This is a genomic window from Sorangium sp. So ce145, from assembly GCF_051525985.1.
Lineage (GTDB): Bacteria > Myxococcota_A > Polyangia > Polyangiales > Polyangiaceae > Sorangium > Sorangium cellulosum_B.
Map to the genome: position 1 here is coordinate 5,348,216 of NZ_CP150315.1, position 18,825 is coordinate 5,367,040.

An 18,825-nucleotide genomic window follows, 5' to 3' on the forward strand; every position below is an offset into this window, starting at 1 on the left:
ACGCGGCGCGAGGAGCGTGCTTATCAGTGCCGTCGGCCGACACCATCGCGTCGGCGTAGGTCCCGAGCACACCATGGAAGAACGTCTGCAGAAGATCATCGCGCGCGCCGGCGTCGCCTCGCGCCGCGCATCGGAGGAGCTCATCCTCGCCGGGCGGGTGCGCGTGAACGGGCGCGTCGTGACCGAGCTCGGCTTGAAGGCCGACCGGCAAAAGGACCGCATCGAGGTCGACGGCAAGCGCCTCGTCTCCGAGGCGCCGGTCTATGTCGCGCTGCACAAGCCGCGGAACGTCGTCTCGACGCTGCGCGATCCCGAGGGGCGCCCGACGGTCGCCGACCACGTGCGCGGCACGGGCGCGCGGCTCTACCCCGTGGGTCGGCTCGACTTCGCGACGAGCGGCATCCTCCTCATGACGAACGACGGCGACTTCGCCAACGCGCTGCTCCATCCGCGCGGCGGCGTGCCGAAGACCTACGTCCTGAAGGTCCAGGGCGTCATGAGCGACGACGATCTCACGCCGTGGCGCGAGGGGATCCGCCTCGAGGATGGCGTCACGCTGCCGGCCGAGGCGCGGCTGCTCCGCCACGAGGGCGACAAGACATGGCTCGAGGTGACCCTCCGCGAGGGCCGCAACCAGCAGATCCGGCGCATGGGCGAGGCGACCGGCTGGCCCGTGATGCGCCTGGCCCGGACGACGTTCGCCGGCGTGAGCTCGGAAGGCCTCAGGCCGGGAGAGTGGCGCGCCTTGACGGTGGATGAGCTCCTCCACATCCGCGAGGCGTTCGGCGTGCCCAAGCGGATCCGCGGCGCGGTGATGGGCGCGTCGTCGGGTCCAGTCGACCACCGCCGCACGGCCAGCTCGGCCCGGTCAGGCGCGAAGGCGTCACCTCGGCCTACCCAGGAAGCCGCTGGTGCTGCCGCGCGCAGCCGGGGACCGGCGCAGCCGAGGGTCCGCTCCAGAGCCAACGCCGACGCCCCGAGCGCACCTGGTCAGGGCCCGGCCGGGCGGATGGCTCGCTCCAGGACCGACGCCGCCCCGAGCACGCCTGCCCGGAGCCCGGCTGGAAGGACGGCTCGCTCCAGGACGGACGTCGCCGCGCCGGCGACGCCCGGACCGGGCGCCGCTAGATCTGCGCGAAGCGTCCGCTCCGAAACGAAGCCTCGAGCAGCTGAGACACGCGCGCCTCGAGCTCGCGGGCGCGAGCGTCGTTGATGCCGGCGAGCGCCTGTTTGATCTCGCCGAGCGCCTTCAGCTGACTGAACAGCTGGACGTCTCCGAGCGAGGCGCCGCCCGTGAGGATCTGCCGGATCCGATCGATCTCCGCGGCGAGCGCCTCCACGCCGACGCCGAGCGCGCCGACGCGGCGGCGGTCCGGGTGCTCCCGAAAGAAGGCCTCGAGCACCGGCTGCACGATTCCCTCGAGGATCGCCGCCTGATCCTGGTTGTTCCAGATGTGCTTGAGCACGAAGAAGTCGCTCGCGTCGGTCGTCTGGCGGCCATCGAGGTAAGCGCTCGCCGCGAAGAGCTTGAGCATCTTCACGACACGACGATCCGAGAGCGATATCCCTTCGGCGCGGATCTGGAACACCAGCCCCTTGTAAGCCGACAGGAACGCATCGCCGAAGTTCATCCGCGCGCCGAACCCTCGGCCGAGCTCGGCGAGCTCGCGCGCCGCGACGAGCGGGCGAAGCGGCTCGCCGGCCATGTGCCGGATCTCCTGCTGGATGCCGCGCTGGAGCAGCTCGCTGAAGTGGTAGGCGTCGAGGTTGTCGGACTGCACCCGCAGGAGGAAGCGGTCGAAGATCGCGGTCAGCGTCTCGTCGCCGGGGACCTCGTTCGAAGCGGCGAAGACGCTGATGAGCGGGCAGCGGAGCACCTGGCCGCCGCTCGCGAACTTGCGCTCGTTCAGCAGCGTGAGCAGCGCGTTCAGGATGGCGCTGTTCGACTTGAAGACCTCGTCGAGGAAGACGATCTCCGCCTCGGGCAGCATCCCCGAGGTGTTCCGGCGGTAGACGCCCTCGCGAAAAGCACCGATGTCGACCGGGCCGAAGATCTCGTTCGGCTCGGTGAAGCGCGTGAGCAGGTACTCGAAGTACCGGGCCTGCATCAGCTCGGCGAGCGTGCGGATGAGCGCGCTCTTCGCGGTCCCCGGCGGGCCGAGGAGCACGCAGTGCTCGCCCGCGACGACCGCGATCATGAGCAGGCGGATGATCTCGTCCTTGCCTAGGAACTGCCGCTCGAGGCTATGGGCAAGCAGGCGCAGGCGCTCGTGGAGCGGAGCGGACATGAGGCGAATCCTCGTATCACAGGCCCGCCGCCTGGCGCACCGTTCGGCGCATCGCCCCGTGCGTTCCCACGACGCCAGCGCGCCGAGCGGTTGAGCAAAACGTTGAGCAAAACGTTGAACAAAACACAGAGGCCGGTGGGTCACACCGGCCTCGCAGGGTCTGCTCGCTGCCGCAGAGCCTATGTCGTGGAGCGGGAGACGGGATTTGAACCCGCGACGTCAACCTTGGCAAGGTTGCACTCTACCACTGAGTTACTCCCGCAGATGTCAATCACTTAATTCAAGAAACCACTTCTAAAGGCGTTTGTCGGAAAAATCCTGATTCGCGCCGGGTCATCACCGGAGGTTCGCTCCGTCGATGCGTGGCGGATGAGTACCAATCGGCGTGGTGGGAGTCAAGCTCTCAACAACAAAACCTCAAAACTTCCGTCGCCGGCAGGTTGCACGGCCGCTCTGGTCGAGTATTGTGTGGCCATTGCGAGCGAGGGGGCTCGCCAAGCAGCACCGCGAACGGTGCCGCTCACAAAAGCCTTCGCGTTCGCGACAGCGGCACCGTGTGGGGGGCTCTTACATCATAAGGGTGCCCGCCACTCGGCGCGCTCTTGGTTGGCCTGGGTCGACCAGGCAGGTCCTTTGGACTTGGGGGGAGCATGAACGAACAGACTGCTTTGCGAGTGGACGTTGCGGAGACAACGGCGCCGGTCCTCCAGAAAGAGTACCGGTCCGGAGTCCACGCCAAGCGACAGGATGACGACGGCGGGTGGGGGCTCGTCCTGATCGGGCTCGACGCTCCGCCGCGGATCGTGAGCCTCATGGACGGCGCCGTGATCGGCAGCGCCGCGCGCGACGGGCGCATCGAGGGCCAGGGGATCGCGCCGGAGCACGCGAAGATCAGCGTCCGTTCGGACGGTTGCTACATCGAGGACATGGACACCCACGACGGCACGTGGGTGAACGGCGTCCGCGCCCGGCGCATCGGCGTGATGCACGGCGACGTGGTGCGCCTCGGGCATCAGCTCGGGGTCTTCGTCGAGCGGCACCTCGCGCTGTACGACGGCGCGCCGTCTCGGCTCGGGCCGCTGGTGTTCGGCTCGAAGCAGCGCAAGGACTGGATCGACCCGGTGATGAAGCTCGTGCAGTCGGGCTCCAGCGTCTGCATCGAGGGCGCGCCCGGGGTCGGGAAGCGGACGCTGGCTCGCCTCGCCGCAGCGGTGCGCGAGGGCCTGGGTGAGACGCTGGTCATCGACGGCAGCGCCGAGACGAAGCCGGCCATTCCGCCGGGCGCGCGACCGATGACATGGCTCGTCCTCGACGCCGATCGCCTGCCGCGCCCGCAGCAGCTGGAGATCGCGCACTCGGTCGGCCGCTCGAACGGCGTCAGCATCATCGCGACGACCGGACAGCCGCTCGACCGTGCCGCCGGCGACGGGCGCGTGGCGCCGTGGTTCGCTTCGCTCTTCTCCGGCAAGCGGATCACGATCCCGACGCTCGAGATGCGGCGCGAGGACGTGCCGCTCATCGTGCGCGACATCGCGGAGCGCAACGCGATCGGCCTCGACCGCTTCACCCCGCAGCTCCTGGAGGCGCTCGTCCGCGCCGGCTGGCCGGGCGGCGTCCCGCAGCTCGAGTCCGCCATCGTGACCGCAGCCCAGGCTGCGCCGGACGGTCCGCTCTCCGTCACGCCGATCGCGGGATCGCTCGCGCGCGGCCCGCGGGTGAAGCCGAACCTCCCGCCCGCGACGGATCCTTCGCTCGCGCGCGCCCGCCTCGAGGACGCCCTCGCCCGGGCCAACGGCTCCGTCGCGTCGGCTGCGCGTGCCCTGGGCATGTCGCGGCAGGCGATCTACCGCGAGGCCGACCGGCTCGGCCTCGACATCGCGCGCCGCAGGGTCCCGCGCGGCTGAGTGACGCCCGTTTCATGCCCGGGAGCCTCGCGTCGCGCCAGCGCGGGGGCTCTCGGCGCGCTCGATGACGAAGCGCCAGCGCGCGCCAGGCGGACGTAGAGGCGTGGTTCTTCAACCGTAAAATCCGAGAGACGTGTGGCTGACGATCGATCCCTCCTCGGGGTCGACGCACTGCTCGTAGTGCAGCATCTCGCCGCGCGACGACGGCGGGAGCGCGCGGAGCAACGTGTAGATGGGGCCGAGGCCGCAGACGCGACGGCTGGCGAGGTCCCGAGCGACGTCGACGAAGAAGCCCGGCGCGTCGATCGACGTCGCGCGCTCGATCGACGCGAGATCGCGGTCGCGCAGCGCCGTCCGCTGCCGCTCGTCCAGGGGCGCGGGATCACCGAAGCGCGGGCCGACGTGGGCGAGGTCCGCTCCTGCGATGACGAGGACGCGACCGGGGCGCTTCGCCAGGGCGTCGCGGAGCGCCCTCAGGAACGACTCGGCGCCATCGTCTTGCGCGGGGTCGCGACGCCGCGCCTGACACTCCGAGAGGCCGCAGAGGATGGGTACGATCGACGCCGCGCGGCCGCCAAGGAGGTGCCGCACGAACACGGCTTGAAACTCGATCGAGTGCTCGTTCTTGTGCAGGTACTGGTCCTCGCGCACGTCGAAGCGGCTCGCGGCCGCGAGCTCCGCGATCATCTCTCGATCCGGCTCGAGAGGACCGAGCGGCGTCGCGAACGTCTTCTCGCAGACGGCGTACGGACGGCGCATCGCGGCGTGCGACGTCCCGAGCAGAACGAAGGTGTCGACCTGCTCGAGCCCTGGGCCCGCCAGCGCCTGCTCCAGCGCGGCGTAGGCATGCCCGTAGCCCGCCGCGGCGCGCCAGAGATCCATGTGCGGCGCGCAGAGCCCGACCATGCGCGCTGGCGCGCCTTGCGACGCTGCGGCGCGCGTCGCTCCGCCCTGCGGCCGCGCGACCTGGAGGCACTTTCGCTCGATGAAGTCGGCGAGCTTCCGTCGATCGCCGTGGTACGCGCCGCCCGCGTGCGCGGCCATCCGGATCGGCGCCGCGTCGAACGATTGCACGACGCTCCGCCGGCGCGCGTGGAATCGCGGGCTGTCGAGCATCCACGCGCGTTCCAGCTCGTCGGCCAGCTGCGACACGTGGGCGGCGTCCACGTGCTGGCCCGTCGACCGGGCGACGTCACGCGCGATCTCGTCGATCGGCCGCCTCCCGTCGAAGCGCGCGAGCACGGCAGCGCTCGCGGCGGGAACGACGACCGGAGACGGCGCGATGCCCTCGGTGTCGCGCAGCATCAACGCGCGGCCATGGCGCTCATCCTGGATGACGACGATCTCGAGGGCTCGAAGCTTCGGGCGCAGCACCGGCATCCAGCGCGAGAATAGCGCGTGCGCGCCCGCCGCCCAGCGCGCGGCCTCGCGCGCATCCGGGAACAGCGCCGACGCCCCCGCAGTCGCAGCGGCAGCTCGCTCCAGAACGGACGGCGCTGGTGCCCTGCGTCAGAGCGCCCGTCAGGATGGCGGATTGCTGCTTCGCAGCGGCGCCGCGTGGCACTAGGGTCGCGGCTCGAAGCTCCGCCCTGCTCCGCCCCCCTCCCCACCCTTCCCCTTGCATCGCGGCCGCTTCGGGCTGGCAGTACGTCGGATCATCACGAGAGCGCCTCCGAACGCATGCGTCGAACCACGCCCCTCGATCCACCCGTCCGTGAAGCCGATCTGCTCACCGAGCTCTCGGCCGTGTACCGCGAGGCGGAAGAGGTCTTCAGCGGCTGGACGTGCGAGGCCTCGACCGAGTGCTGTCGGTTCGGCATCACGGGCCGCGAACCGTACGTGACGTCCGTCGAGCTCGCTGCCGTCCGGCGCGCGATCGCGGCGCGCGGGGGCCGCCGGGCGCTCGAGGGGATCGTGCGAGCGGGCGGGGCGGCAGCGCCCGAGCCGGGCATATCCGCCAGCGGCCCGAGCCGGCGACGCGCGCTGCCGCAGGCGTCGGAGCGGCGGTGCCCGATGCTCACCGACGCCGGCCGCTGCGCCATCTACGCCGCGAGGCCGCTCGGATGCCGCACGTTCTTTTGTGATCGCGCCTCCGCTGGATCCCCGGTCCGCCACCACGATGTGACCCGGCTCGTCCGCAAGGTGCAGGAGATCGCCGCGCGACACGAGCCGGGCGGCGACCTCGGCCGTCCGCTCACCCGCGCCCTGTCGGAGGCCGGACCGAGCGCCGCGGGCGCGCCGCCCAGGACGAGCAGCGCGGCGCGCGCTCGCCGCGGCCGCTGAGGCGCGCCGCTCAGGTCCGCTCGACGGCCATCACGCCGGGGATCCGCTGCAGCCGCCGGATCACGCTCTTCAGCTGCGCGAGGTCGGAGCACAGGAACGTGAACGTGTTCATCGCCCGACCGTCGTCGCCCGCGCGACAGGTCGCCTCGCTGATGTTGATGCCCTGCTCGTGGAACGTGTGGCCGACCGTCGCGAGGATGCCCGGCCGGTTCGCCGTCATCACCTTGATCTGCACGGGGCGGTTGATCTTCGCGCGCGAATCCCAGGAGATCTCCACGCGGCGCTCCGGGTCCGTGTCGAACGCCTTGGCGCAGTTGCGGCGGTGGACGGTGATGCCGCGGCCGCGCGTGATGAAGCCGACGATCTCGTCGCCTGGGAGCGGGTTACAGCACTTCGTGTAGCGGACGAGGACGTCGTCGATGCCGTTCAGCCGGATGCCGTGGCTGTCGCGCCCGGTGACCTTGCGGACGAGCGACTCGATGCGCCCCTCCTTGATCGACTCGGGCGGCGGGGTCGGCGTGCCCTTCTCGTTCTCCTTGGGCGTGGGCGCGAGGAACTCGCACACCGCGCGGACGCTCACCTTGCCATAGCCGACCGCGATGAAGAGCTCGTCGGCCGAGGTGACCCCGAAGCGATCCATGACCTTTCGCAGCTCGCCCTCGTGCTTCGTGAGGCGACTCAGGCTCATGCTGCGCTGGTGCATCTCCTTCTCGAGGAGCTCACGACCGAGCTTGAGCGACTTCTCCCTCTGCTCCGTGCGCAGGAAGTTGCGGATCTTCGAGCGCGCGCGGCTGGTCGAGACGTAATCGAGCCAGTCCTTCGAGGGGTGCTGGCTCGGGTTCGTCATCACCTCCACCACGTCGCCGTTCCGGAGCTTCGATCGGAGCGGGACGATGGCGCCGTTGACCCGCGCCCCCGAGCAGTGCTCGCCGACCTGCGTGTGGATCGCGTACGCGAAATCGATGGGCGTCGAGCCGCGGGGGAAGACGCGCACGTCGCCCTTCGGCGTGAAGACGTACACCTCGTCCTGGAACAGATCGACCTTGACGCTCTCCAGGAACTCGGCCGGATCCTTGAGCTCCTTCTGGAACTCCATCAGCTGGCGGAGCCAGCCGAACCGCGCGGCGTCCTTCGGGTCGATGCCGCCGGAGTTGTTCTCCTTGTACTTCCAGTGCGCCGCGATGCCCTGCTCCGCGACGCGGTGCATCTCGTGGGTGCGGATCTGGATCTCGATCCGCTCGCGCCCGGGTCCGATCACCGTCGTGTGCAGCGACTGGTACATGTTCGGCTTGGGCAGCGCGACGTAGTCCTTGAAGCGGCCGGGGACCGGGGTCCACTGCGAGTGGATCACGCCGAGCGTCGCGTAGCAGTCGGCCACCGACTCGACGAGGACGCGGAACGCGATGACGTCATAGACCTGATCGAAATCGCACTGCTGCGCCTGCATCTTGCGCCAGATCGAGTAGAGGTGCTTCGCTCGGCCGGTGACGTCGACCGCGAAGCCCTGCTCCGCGAGCTTGCCCGCGAGCACCTTCGAGACCTCGTGGATGTACTTGTCCCGCTCCTTCGCGGTCGTCTTGACCTTCTGCGAGAGGTCCGACCAGGCTTCCGGCTCGATGTACCTGAACGACAGGTCCTCGAGCTCGCTCTTGAAGCGCGCGATGCCGAGGCGGTTCGCGAGCGGCGCGTAGATCTCCATCGTCTCCCGAGCGATCCGGTCCTGCGCCTCGGGCTTCATGAACTCGAGCGTCCGCATGTTGTCGAGGCGGTCGCACAGCTTCACGAGGAGCACGCGGATGTCCCGCGCCATCGCCACCAGCATCTTCCGGAAGTTCTCGGCTTGCCGATCTTCCTTGGAAGCGAAGTTGATCTTCGAGAGCTTCGTCACGCCGTCGACGAGGAACGCCACCTCCTGGCCGAAGCTGTTCTCGATGTCGGTGGTCGTCGCGAGCGTGTCCTCGACGACATCGTGCAAGAGCCCGGCGCAGACGCTCGCCGTGTCCAGCTTGAGCTCGGTGATGATCGCGGCGACGCTCGCCGGGTGGGAAAAGTAAGGGTCGCCGCTTTTGCGGGTCTGCCCCTTGTGAGCATCAGAGCTGTAGGCGTAGGCCCGGGCGATGAGATCGACGTCTGCTGCCGGCTGATAGGTCCGGACGCGATCGACAAGCTCCGTCAACGTCAGCATGAAGAGTTCGGTGGGCGCAATGCGCCCCCTCCCTTTCGCACGCTAACACCGCGATCTAGACCCCGCAATTGTGTCACCATGCGCGGCGCGCGCGCGTGTGCAGAGCAAGGTGCCCAGGCGCGTTGCCCGGCGCAGGGCACGCGCGCTCCGCCGCGCGTCCTCGTCGTCATCCACGCCATCCGCGTCATCCACGCCATCCACGCCATCCTCGTCCTCACCTCGGTTCATCTCGGAGTTTCCGCTTCGCCCGCTTGCGTCGGGTCGAATGTTGTCGCGGATTCATGAAAACCATGGAGCCGATCACCGTCTACGTCCACTTCCCCTGGTGCCTCAAGAAGTGTCCCTACTGCGACTTCGTGTCTTTCGCGAAGGCGCGGGAGGCCATCGACCACCGCGGCTATGCCGACGCCGTGCTGGCCGAGCTCCGGAAGCGGGAGGAGGTGCTGGGCGAGCGCGAGCTCCGGAGCATCTTCTTCGGCGGCGGGACGCCGTCCCTGTGGGAGCCGGACGAGATGGGCAGGGTGCTGTCGGCCGTCACCGCGGCCGCCGGCCGGCGCTCGCCGGACCTCGAGGTGACCGTGGAGTGCAACCCGACCTCGCTCGATGAGCAGCGGGCCCGAGCGTTTCGAGCGATCGGAGTGAACCGGCTCAGCGTCGGAGTTCAGGGCCTCGACGTCGAGCGCCTCCGGTTCCTCGGGCGCCTGCACGACCCCGACGGCGGGCTCGGCGCGCTCTCGGCGGCGCTCCGGTCCGGGATGCCGCGCGTGAGCGGCGATCTCATCTACGGTGTCGCGGTCGGAACGGTCGAGGCCGCGCGGGAGCAACGCCCCGAGCAGGCCGCCGCCGAGGCGCGCGCCGTGGCCTCGACGGGGGTGACGCATATCTCGGCGTACAGCCTGACGGTCGAGCCCGGCACCTCGTTCGGAGAGCTCGCGCGGCGCGGTCGCCTGCCGCTCGCCGGCGACGATGGCGTTGCGGACACGTTCTTCGCCATCGACGAGGCCCTGGAGGCCGAGGGGCTCGCCCATTACGAGGTGTCGAACTACGCGAGGCCAGGCGACGAGGCGCGCCACAACCTGGGTTACTGGCAAGGCATCGACTACATAGGGCTCGGGTGCGCCGCCTACGGGACGGTGTCGCGCCCGGATCCGCGCTGGGGCCTGCGCTCGGCCGGCGCGGAGGGCCATGACGGAGAAGCGTCCGCGGTCCGGTACCGGAACATCGTGAGTCCGGAACGGTACATGGCGGCGATGGCCGAGGGCGGCGAGGCGATCGCCGTGGAGAGCGAGGAGCGGCTCGCCCCGGAGACGCGGCTGTCCGAGCGGATCATGCTCGGGCTGCGGCTGCGCGAGGGGCTCGATCTCGAGGCCGCCGCGGCGGCGCTCGGGGTGCCGGCGTGGCCGCCCTCGCGGCGGCGGGCCGCGGAGCGGCTCGAGCGCGCCGGCCGCCTGGAGGTGGCCGGCGGGCGGGTCCGCGTCCCGCGAGCCGCCTGGGTCTTCGCCGACGGCATCGCGGCCGACCTGTTCTGAAGCAGCGCCGCGAGGGCGTCACGTGGGCGCGCGGCGCCCGCGGTGGACGCCGGGCCGGGACCGCGCTCCGATGAGCGCCCCATGACCCGTTTGCCGACCGTCGAGGACATCCGCGGCGCCGCCATGCGCATCGCGCCCCACGCCCACGTGACGCCCGTCATGACCAGCCGGACGATCGACGGCATCGCCGGGGCGCGCGTCTTCTTCAAGTGCGAGAACCTGCAGCGGGTCGGGGCGTTCAAATTCCGCGGCGCGTGCAACGCGGTCCTGTCCCTCTCGGACGAGGAGGCGCGGCGCGGCGTCGCGACCCACTCCTCGGGCAACCACGCCGCCGCGCTCGCGCTCGCGGCCCGCATCCGAGGCGTCGCCGCGTACATCGTGATGCCCGAGAACGCGCCCGCGGTGAAGCGCGCCGCCGTGGAGGGCTACGGCGCCCGGGTCGTGAGCTGCGCCCCCACCCTCCGGTCGCGCGAGGAGACGGTCGCCCGCGTGATCTCCGAGACGGGCGCGATCTTCGTCCCTCCTTACAACGACCCGCGCATCATCGCCGGCCAAGGCACGGCCGCGCTGGAGCTCGCGGCCCAGGTGGACGATCTCGACGCCGTGATCGCGCCCGTGGGCGGCGGCGGGCTGCTCTCCGGGACCGCCATCGCCACCAGCTCGCTGTCGCGCGCGCGCACGATCGGCGCCGAGCCCGAGGCCGCGGACGACGCGGCACGATCGATGCGCGAAGGCAGGATCGTCCCCTCGAACGACCCGGTCACGATCGCCGACGGCCTCCGCACTTCGCTCGGCGAGCTCACCTTCGCGGTCCTGCGCGAGCGCGGGGTCGAGATCGTCACCGTGAGCGAAGAGGACATCGTCAAGGCGATGCGCGTGGTCTGGGAGCGGATGAAGCTCGTCATCGAGCCGAGCGCGGCCGTCCCGGTGGCGGCGGTCCTGCGGCGCTTGGTCCAAGGGACGCGGATCGGCGTCATCGTGAGCGGAGGCAACGTCGATTTGACCCGGCTCCCGTTCACCTGAGCGCGCACGCTCACGTGCCGCGCCGCTCTCGCGCGAAGCGCAAGGTGGCGCGTACAGCGCTCGGCCCCGGGCCGGGCGGCGCCGCTGCGACCGACCGCCCTCGCGCGTCGAGGATGCGCGAGCCGCCCTGGCCGTCGAGCGCAGGGCGGGAGGGCCCCCAGTTGGCGTTCACGATCGCGATGCGATGGCGCCGGGCGAGCACGGGCAGGAGATCGGCGCGCATGTCCCCTTCCCCGGGCGAGTCGACCCACGCCGTGGGGAAGAGCAGCAGATCGGCCTCATCGAGCGCGTCGCCCGCGTCTTCGGAGACGAAGTGAACATCGAAGCAGATCGCGACGGTGAGCTTGATGCCGCGGAGCTCGAGGACCGGCGTCCCGAGATCCCCCGGCGCCGCCCAGCGCTCCGGGAACCACGGATGACGCTTGCGGTAGTGGCCCACGCGCCGTCCGTCGCCGTCGAAGACGAGCAAGCTGTTGTAAAAGCGGCCCCCGCTCGCCTCGACGAGGGGGCCGGCCAGCGCGATCCCGTGCCTTCGCGCGAGCTCGGCGAGCCGCTCCGCCGACTCCCCGTCGATCGGCTCCGCGAAGCGGCGCAGATCGCTGTCGCCCCGCGGCGAGACATAGCCCGTGAGGATGAGCTCGGGCAGCAGCACCAGGTCTGCCCCCGCAAGCGCTGGCGAGCCGATGAGACGGTCGATCTCGGCAAGCGCGCCCCCTCGGTCGCCGAAGCGCTGCGGCAGCTCGAGCGCGACCACGTCGAGGGAGCGATCGCTCAAGGACACCACCGGACGCCCCCGCACCGCGAGCACGCTCGCGCGCCTCCCGCCGGCGATCCGGTCGCATCGCGCCGGAGAGCGCACGGCGAAGCCACGGGGCGCCTCCGGCTCAGCGGTGGTTCCGCGCGACCTGGAGCTGGTGGAGGCTCACCGCCAGGTCGACCTGGCGGCGAAGATCCGAGGCGATCCAGGGCTTCGTGATGATCCGGAAGGCCGCGCTCTCCCGGGAGATCTTCTGGATCTGCTCGACGTCCGTCGGGGCGCAGACCAGCACCGGGACGTAGCTCAGCCCCTGCCGGCGCAGCTCGCGCAGCAGCGCGAGCCCGCTGAAATGAGGCATCCGGTAGTCGGCGACGACGACGGCTGGCGGCTCCTTCACCGCGGCCGCCAGCGCGCGGCGAGGGTCCCCGAAGGTGCGTACCTGGTAGCCGGAGCGGAGCGCCCGATCCATGAGGTCCAGGTTGAGCTCCTCATCGTCGACGGCGTAGAGGAGGGCTCCTTGGCCCCGACCACTCGAAGGTGGCGGCATGCTGCCGGAGTGCGGGGCATTGCCCATCAAGCGCGAGGGTATCAGACCTCGTTCTCCTGCACCACGCGCTCAAGCCGAGGCGATCTGGTTGCCTGCATCACGCCCAGCGAAGGGCAGCCAGGCGCGCGACACAGCGGGAAGGCCGGCAGAGGTCGGCGCCGCTTCGCCCCGGCGCCCTGTCTCGCGTCGCTTCAGCGGGCCTCGAGGCGGCGCGAGCGATCAACCTGGACCGGCAGCGGCGTTCACGATCCACTCCGGGGGCGTTCGGCGGTAAGAGATCAGGAGATGCCCGCTCGCGATGGATTGCTCGAGGTCGGCGCGCTCGTGGACGGCCGGTATCAGGTGCTCGGGCACCTCGGGAGCGGCGGCCACAGCGTCGTCTACGATGCGCGCCAGATCGTGACCACCCAGCGCGTGGCGCTCAAGCTGCTTCGGCCCGAGGTGCTGCGGCGCTCGCGCGAGTCGAGCTCCCAGGAAGCGCGCTTCGAGCGGGAGATGCAGGTCATCGCCCAGCTGAGCCACCCGAACATCGTTCGCCTGCTCGACGCCGGGCGCCTGCCCGAGGGCGAGCTCTACCTGGCGCTCGAGTACGTCGACGGCGAGACGCTGACCGCGCGCTGCCAGCGCACGAGGGGGGTCGAGCCGAACGAGGCGAAGCGGCTGATGCTGCAGGTGCTCGACGCCATCGGCTTCGCCCACGAGCGCGGCGTCGTTCACCGCGACCTCAAGCCGCACAACATCATGGTCGCCGGGTCGGGCAAGCGGACGCACGCCAAGGTGCTGGATTTCGGCATCGCCGCGCTCATCGGCGAGGCCCGCTCCACCGACTACCGCGCGCTCACCCCCACCGGGGAGTTCAACGGGACGCCGGCCTACATGGCCCCGGAGCAGCTCGTGCAGTCCACCCCGACCACAGCGGCGGACATCTATGCATGGGGGCTCACCTTTCTCGAGTGCCTGATCGGCGCGCCCGTGATGCACGAGGCGACGATCGCCGAGGTCATCTTCCGCCAGCTGAGCCCCGAACCGGTGCCGATCCCCCGCGCCCTCCGCGGCCACCCCCTCGGCGCGCTGCTCGAGCGAGCGACCGCCAAGTCGCCAGCGCACCGCTTCCGGTCCGCCCGCGATGCCTACGAGCTGCTGGAGGAGTGCGACGTGTCGGGGATCCCGTGGCCGCTGCCGCCCGATCCTGGACCCACCGCCTCGCTGAAGGAGCGCGGCGGCGCGCTGGAGCAGCGGGCGATCGCGACGCGACCGGCGCGGCGGGTCGAGGCCGAGCTGGAGACCCAGCCCGTGCCCTCCTCCGGGCAGAGCGAGGCCGAGCAGGAGACCCAGCCCGTGCCCTCCGAGCAGATCGCGTCGCTGCCGGGCACGGTGCGCAAATCCCCCGAGCAGCAGCGGCAGGACGAGCGGCTCGGCGCCGCGCCGACGCTCGCGATCCCAGGCCGCAACGTCGCGCCCGCCGCGGCGCCGGCGAGGCCGATCCGCAACGCGTCGATCCACCTCGGCGCCTCGGGGGGCCCGCCGACGGCGCCGGCGACGAGCTTCACGTCCCGCCCCAGCGTCGCGCCCGGGACGCGGCCGATGTCCACCACCGGCCGCGGCGAGCGCCGCCAGCTCACCGTGCTGGTCTGCGGGCTCGCCGGCGCCGAGCGCATCGCGGACACGGTCGACAGCGAGGCGTTCCACGAGCTCGTCCAGATGTATCAGGCGGTGTGCGCCCAGGTGATCGGGGCGCAAGAGGGGGTCTTCCTCCGCTCCCCAGGCGAGGAGACGATCGCGTATTTCGGCCACCCCGTCGCGAGGGAGGACGACGCCCTCCGCGCCGTGCAGGCGGCGCTCGATCTGGTCGAGCACATGTCCCGCCTGAACGCGCGCGAGCTCGTGTCCATGCCGCTGTCCGTGCAGGTCGGCGTGCACACCGGGATCGTCGTCGTGGCGGACAGCGACACCGCGCCATCGCTCGCGGGCCCGACCTTGAACGCCGCGACGCAGCTGAAGGCCCACGCGGAGCCGGGCACGGTGCTCGTGAGCCGCGCGACGCTGAAGCTCGTCGAGGGCTATTACCACGTGGACGCGCTCGGCGAGATCAGCCCGAAGGAGGCGCGCCAGCCGATCGAGGTCTTCGCGGTGCACGGGCGCACGACCGCGCGGGACCGGCTGGACGCGAGGATGCAGCACGGGCTCACGCCGCTCGTCGGGAGAGACAGCGAGCTCGACGAGATCGCGGCCCGGTGGACGCGGGCCGCGGGGGGCGCGGGGCAGGTCGTCCTGATGACGGGCGAGGCGGGGATCGGCAAGTCGCGGAGCGTGCGCGCGTTCCGCGATCGGCTGGCCGGGACGCCGCACCTGTGGCTCGAGGCGCGCTGCTCGCCGCAGCTCCAGAACAGCGCCTTCTATCCGGTGATCGAGCTGCTCAACGCGCTGCTCGCGGGCGACCGCGAGCGCGCGAGCACGCTGAGCGGCGCCGCGCCGTCGACGGAGCGCGGCGCAGGGCTCGAGCCGCGCGAAGACCGGCTCGCGCGGCTGGAGAAGCTGCTCGCCGACGCGGAGGCGGGGCCGCTCGCCGTGCCGCTGCTCGCCGCGCTGCTGTCGATCCCGACCGAGGGACGCCACCCCATGCCGGCGCTCACCCCGCAGCGCCAGCGGCAGGAGACCATCTCGTCGCTCCTGCAGCTCTTCCTCGGGCTCGCCGATCGGCAGCCGCTCGTGCTGACGGCCGAGGATCTGCACTGGGCCGACCCGTCGACCCTGGAGCTGCTCGGCCGGCTCATCGACGAGGGGCGGCCGTCTCCGCTGCTGCTGCTCCTGACCGCGCGCCCGACGTTCGCGCCGCCGTGGCCGGTGCGGTCGCACTTCACCCAGCTCTACCTCGCCCCGCTCAGCGCCGAGCGGATGCGGGCGCTCGTCCAGCAGCTCGCCGGCGCGTACGCGACGGGCGGCGCGCCGGGCACGAAGGCGTCGCTGCCAGACGAGGTGATCCGGACGCTCGCGGAGCGCAGCGATGGCGTCCCGCTGTTCGCCGAGGAGCTCACGCGCATGGTGGTCGAGTCGGCCGCCGCGCAGGCCGCCGCCGGGGAGTCGACCGGCGCGCCGAGCGCCGCGCGCCAGGGGGTGGACGCGCTCGAGATCCCGACCACCCTCCAGCACTCGCTGATGTCGCGCCTCGATCGCCTGGGCCCTGCCAAGGAGGTCGCGCAGCTCTGCGCGGTGTTCGGCCGATCGTTCGCCTACGAGGCGCTCGAGCTGTGCGCGGCCGGCAGCGCGGGCGCGGAGCCGCTGCTCATGGCGTCGAGCCCCGAGGCGCTGCGCGAGGCGCTCGCGCAGCTCGTCGACGCCGAGCTGCTCTTCCAGCGGGGGCGCCCCCCGCGCTCGACGTACACGTTCAAGCACGCGCTGGTGCAGGACGCCGCCTACCAGTCGCTGCTCCGCAGCACCCGGCAGGTGTACCACGCGCGCATCGCCGCCGTCCTCGCCGAGCGCACCACGAATACGCCGCCCGAGCTGCTCGCGCGGCACTACACCGAGGCCGCGCTGATCGGCCCCGCCGTCGCCGCGTGGCAGCGCGCGGGCGAGGCCTCGCTGTTCTCGTCCGCGCACGCCGAGGCGATCAGCCAGCTCAGCCGCGGGCTCGAGCTCCTCAAGCAGCTCCCGGAGACGCGCGAGCGAATGCGCGACGAGATCACGCTGCAGACCACGCTCGGCGTCCCACTGATGATCACGCGCGGCTACGCCGCCCCGGAGGTCGAGGCGACGTACGCGCGCGCGCACGCGCTCTGCCGCGAGGCGGGCTCCTCGCCGCAGCTCTTCCCCGCGCTGTGGGGGCTCTGGATCTTCTTCCACGTCCGCGGCGACTACGCGCTGGCGGAGCAGCACGGCGAGCAGCTGCTCGCGCTCGCCGACAGCACGGGTGACGCCGGCATCACGCTGGGCGCCCACCAGGCGCTCGGCGCGACGCGCTTCCTCCGAGGGCACCTCCGCGAGGCCCGCGAGCACTTCAACAAGGTGCTCGCGCTCTACGATCCCGCGCGCCACCTCCCGCTCGCCTTCCTCTTCGGCCAGGACGCCGCGGCGTTCTCCCTGTCTCACCTCGCCTGGATCGCGTTCCACCTCGGCGAGCCGGAGCGCGCCAGGGCCTCGGTCGACGAGGCGATCGCGCTGTGCGAGGAGCTGAACCAGCCCGTGAGCCGCGGCTTCGTCGAGCACTTCGCGGCCGTGCTGTGCTGCCTGCTCGGCGATCTCGCGGGCGCGGAGGCGCACGCGCACGCGCTCAGCAAGCTCTCCGAGGAGGTGGGCATGCCCCACTGGGCGGCGCTCAGCCAGATCGACCTCGGCTGGGCGACGGCGGCGCGCGCGGCCGAAGGGCCGGCCGGCGAGGCGGCGCGCGCGCGGTATGCCGAGGGCGCCGCGCGCATCCGCGCAGGCCTGGCGATGCTGACCGGCGTCGGCAGCCGCGTGTCGCTCACCTACTGGCGGTCGGCGCTCATCGAGGCGGAGCTCGGCGCGGGCAACGTCGACGAGGCGAGCGCGCTGCTCGCCGACACGCTGGCCTTCGTCGAGAAGAGCGACGAACGCTACTTCGAGCCAGAGCTCTACCGTCTCGAGGGCGAGATCGCCCTCGTGCGCGGCGCGCCGTCGGCCGCGGAGGCGCGGGATCGGGCCGAGGCGGCCTTCCGGCGCGGGCGCGAGATCGCGGAGGGTCAGGGCGCGCTCGGCCTTCTGGCGCAGCTCTCCGAGCGCCGCGCGGCCCGCCCCTGAGCCGAGGGCGGCGCTAGAGCTCGCCGTGGCTGGGCATCGGCACCCGCCAGGCGACGATCTCGGCGTGCTGCTCGCGGCTGAAGGGCCGCTCGAGGAGCCGCGCGCAGGACTGCCGTGAGCGGAACAGCTCGAGGATGTAGCCCATGCGCTCGGGCAGCGACGCCCAGTCCTCCGCGCCGCAGCCGTGCGTCGTCTGGTCGTGCGCGTCGTACTCGCTCAGGAGGTCGAAGAGCTCGCGATCCTCGATGGTCGCCAGCTCCGCGCAGTGGAGCGGCAAGCCGGGCGGCGCGGGCAGGTCGTGGCCGAGATCGAGGAGCTCGTCCGGCAGGCGCATGGTCATCATTTCCTTCGTGGCCAGCAGGCGCCAGACCGACTGCACCTTCTCGGCCTGCTCGCGGATCACGGATCTGAGCGCCTCGGGCAGGTGCCGTCCAGAAACGCCGATCGCGTCGCGCAGGCAGCGGACGGGCGCGTTGAGCGCCCTCGCGATGTACGGCTGGAGCCGCACCTGCTCGTGCAGCCCGACGAGCGCGTTGGCGAGGAGGACCAGCTCCGCTTTCCTGTCCTTCTCCTCCGTGAGCATCGCCTCGTGGTAGCGCGCCACGGCGCTGCGGAGCAGCCCCTGTCCCCCCTCCCGGGACTGCCCTGTCTGCAGCCCGTCGAGCAGCGCCGCGAGCTGCGCGTCGCCGGGCCGCGGGCACTCTCGATAGAGGTGGATCATGCGGACGAACAGGGGTCCGAGCTCCTCGAAGACCTTGAGATTGCCGAGGGCGATGTCCGAGCTCAGCTCGCGCAAGATCCGCTCTGGGATCTCCATCAGATCGAGTCCATGACCCCACCAGGGCGTGAGCAGGTTGACGCCGCTGGCGAGCGGCGAGCGCCCGGGCTCGCCCTTGCCGCGCCCCGTCGCGATGCCGGCGCGCTGCGAGATCACCTCCCGCTCGTCCTCGTCCGAGAGGATCAGCTGCCGGAGCACCGCCGGCACCTCCTCGTTGCGGATGAACCGCCCCGCGGTCTTCGAGGCCCACGTGGCGAAGGTGCACCAGTGGGCGTTGCGTCCGCCGAGCAGCTTCACGAGCTCGGCGGAGATCTCGTAGTAGCACTGGGTGATGAGCAGGTTGCGCAGCACCGGCTGCCGCTCCAGCGCGATGACCGCGGGCACGTGGTCGAGCAGCGAAGGCAGCTCGGACGCCTCCGAGAACCGCACGCCGGAGTGCGTCCTCGCGGTGGTCCGCGTCGCGCGCTCCACGATGCCGCTCCGCGTCCCCCGGAGCGCCTGCGCCTCCGCGGGCGACGCGAGGGAGGACCGATAGACACCATCCTGGAAATGGCCGGAGTGCTCGCTCGCCGGTACCGCAGCCATCAGCGGCTTCACAGGGGTCGTCATTCTCCCGTGCTATCTCCGATCACTACCAGCTGTCCATACCTGTCCATAAGTTCATGATGAAAAAGGCCGGCTGGCACGCGGGGTGCTGAACATGTGACGCCGGTTACACGCCGGCCTGTTCAGCGGCGTTTGGCCACGTTCGGGCACGCTCGGTCACGCTTGGG

General features: G+C 71.4%; 12 protein-coding genes and 1 tRNA gene. 6 read left to right on the plus strand and 7 right to left on the minus strand.

The window, feature by feature from the left end; translation table 11 throughout:
* The first annotated feature begins 73 nt into the window (after nucleotides 1–73).
* On the plus strand, nucleotides 74–1,213 hold the full coding sequence (locus WMF34_RS19865; protein ID WP_437994197.1) for a pseudouridine synthase: 1,140 nt from the start codon (nucleotides 74–76) through the stop codon (nucleotides 1,211–1,213).
* Here WMF34_RS19865 and WMF34_RS19870 read toward each other — a convergent pair.
* Both WMF34_RS19870 and WMF34_RS19875 read right to left on the minus strand, forming a co-directional pair.
* Nucleotides 1,125–2,288, minus strand: coding sequence for an AAA family ATPase (locus WMF34_RS19870; protein WP_012236471.1), 1,164 nt, complete (start codon nucleotides 2,286–2,288; stop codon nucleotides 1,125–1,127). The two genes, WMF34_RS19865 and WMF34_RS19870, sit on opposite strands and share 89 nt — an antisense overlap.
* A 187-nt stretch (nucleotides 2,289–2,475) precedes the next feature.
* Nucleotides 2,476–2,550: transfer RNA gene (locus WMF34_RS19875), tRNA-Gly, on the minus strand.
* A gap of 412 nt (nucleotides 2,551–2,962) precedes the next feature.
* Between WMF34_RS19875 and WMF34_RS19880 the strand changes: the two genes are divergently transcribed.
* Nucleotides 2,963–4,192 carry an FHA domain-containing protein gene (locus WMF34_RS19880; RefSeq protein ID WP_157907708.1) on the plus strand — a complete coding sequence of 410 codons (1,230 nt, stop codon included), beginning with the start codon at nucleotides 2,963–2,965 and terminating at the stop codon, nucleotides 4,190–4,192.
* Between the two features lie 111 nt (nucleotides 4,193–4,303).
* Here WMF34_RS19880 and amrB read toward each other — a convergent pair whose 3' ends face one another.
* Nucleotides 4,304–5,572, minus strand: a complete 1,269-nt coding sequence (amrB, locus tag WMF34_RS19885) for an AmmeMemoRadiSam system protein B (protein WP_012236473.1) — start codon at nucleotides 5,570–5,572, stop codon at nucleotides 4,304–4,306.
* Between the two features lie 300 nt (nucleotides 5,573–5,872).
* Here amrB and WMF34_RS19890 point away from each other — a divergent pair, with 300 nt between their 5' ends.
* Nucleotides 5,873–6,475: a YkgJ family cysteine cluster protein gene (locus WMF34_RS19890; RefSeq protein ID WP_049876297.1), complete on the plus strand. Its 603-nt coding sequence runs from the start codon at nucleotides 5,873–5,875 to the stop codon at nucleotides 6,473–6,475.
* Between the two features lie 10 nt (nucleotides 6,476–6,485).
* On the opposite strand, the gene WMF34_RS19895 is transcribed toward WMF34_RS19890, so the two are convergent.
* The gene (locus WMF34_RS19895) at nucleotides 6,486–8,660 is read right to left on the minus strand and encodes a RelA/SpoT family protein (protein WP_012236475.1); all 2,175 of its coding nucleotides are present in this window, start codon (nucleotides 8,658–8,660) and stop codon (nucleotides 6,486–6,488) included.
* Nucleotides 8,661–8,941: 281 nt separating this feature from the next.
* Here WMF34_RS19895 and hemW point away from each other — a divergent pair, with 281 nt between their 5' ends.
* Both hemW and WMF34_RS19905 read left to right on the plus strand, forming a co-directional pair.
* A complete protein-coding gene (gene hemW, locus WMF34_RS19900) occupies nucleotides 8,942–10,189 on the plus strand; it encodes a radical SAM family heme chaperone HemW (protein ID WP_012236476.1) in 1,248 nt (415 codons plus the stop codon).
* 81 nt (nucleotides 10,190–10,270) lie between these two features.
* The gene (locus WMF34_RS19905; protein ID WP_437994198.1) at nucleotides 10,271–11,212 is read left to right on the plus strand and encodes a pyridoxal-phosphate dependent enzyme; all 942 of its coding nucleotides are present in this window, start codon (nucleotides 10,271–10,273) and stop codon (nucleotides 11,210–11,212) included.
* 10 nt (nucleotides 11,213–11,222) lie between these two features.
* Here the strand turns inward: WMF34_RS19905 and WMF34_RS19910 are convergent, their stop codons facing one another.
* Both WMF34_RS19910 and WMF34_RS19915 read right to left on the minus strand, forming a co-directional pair.
* Nucleotides 11,223–11,993, minus strand: a complete 771-nt coding sequence (locus WMF34_RS19910; RefSeq protein WP_437994651.1) for a carbon-nitrogen hydrolase family protein — start codon at nucleotides 11,991–11,993, stop codon at nucleotides 11,223–11,225.
* A gap of 103 nt (nucleotides 11,994–12,096) precedes the next feature.
* Complete coding sequence (locus tag WMF34_RS19915) at nucleotides 12,097–12,543, minus strand: response regulator (protein WP_012236479.1); 447 nt, start codon at nucleotides 12,541–12,543, stop codon at nucleotides 12,097–12,099.
* Between the two features lie 258 nt (nucleotides 12,544–12,801).
* Here WMF34_RS19915 and WMF34_RS19920 point away from each other — a divergent pair, with 258 nt between their 5' ends.
* Entirely contained in the window at nucleotides 12,802–17,274 is a 4,473-nt protein-coding gene (locus WMF34_RS19920) for a protein kinase domain-containing protein (protein ID WP_437994199.1), read from the plus strand.
* Between the two features lie 13 nt (nucleotides 17,275–17,287).
* Here WMF34_RS19920 and WMF34_RS19925 read toward each other — a convergent pair whose 3' ends face one another.
* Nucleotides 17,288–18,661: a hypothetical protein gene (locus WMF34_RS19925; protein WP_437994200.1), complete on the minus strand. Its 1,374-nt coding sequence runs from the start codon at nucleotides 18,659–18,661 to the stop codon at nucleotides 17,288–17,290.
* Nucleotides 18,662–18,825: the final 164 nt, after the last annotated feature.

Bases quoted from the DNA above. Each gene is read 5' to 3' on its own strand.
- WMF34_RS19865 (WP_437994197.1), top strand. From the start codon at position 74: ATGGAAGAACGTCTGCAGAAGATCATCGCGCGCGCCGGCGTCGCCTCG.
- WMF34_RS19870 (WP_012236471.1), bottom strand. From the start codon at position 2,288: ATGTCCGCTCCGCTCCACGAGCGCCTGCGCCTGCTTGCCCATAGCCTC.
- amrB (WP_012236473.1), bottom strand. From the start codon at position 5,572: ATGCCGGTGCTGCGCCCGAAGCTTCGAGCCCTCGAGATCGTCGTCATC.
- WMF34_RS19890 (WP_049876297.1), top strand. From the start codon at position 5,873: ATGCGTCGAACCACGCCCCTCGATCCACCCGTCCGTGAAGCCGATCTG.
- WMF34_RS19895 (WP_012236475.1), bottom strand. From the start codon at position 8,660: ATGCTGACGTTGACGGAGCTTGTCGATCGCGTCCGGACCTATCAGCCG.
- hemW (WP_012236476.1), top strand. From the start codon at position 8,942: ATGAAAACCATGGAGCCGATCACCGTCTACGTCCACTTCCCCTGGTGC.
- WMF34_RS19905 (WP_437994198.1), top strand. From the start codon at position 10,271: ATGACCCGTTTGCCGACCGTCGAGGACATCCGCGGCGCCGCCATGCGC.
- WMF34_RS19915 (WP_012236479.1), bottom strand. From the start codon at position 12,543: ATGGGCAATGCCCCGCACTCCGGCAGCATGCCGCCACCTTCGAGTGGT.
- WMF34_RS19920 (WP_437994199.1), top strand. From the start codon at position 12,802: ATGCCCGCTCGCGATGGATTGCTCGAGGTCGGCGCGCTCGTGGACGGC.
- WMF34_RS19925 (WP_437994200.1), bottom strand. From the start codon at position 18,661: ATGACGACCCCTGTGAAGCCGCTGATGGCTGCGGTACCGGCGAGCGAG.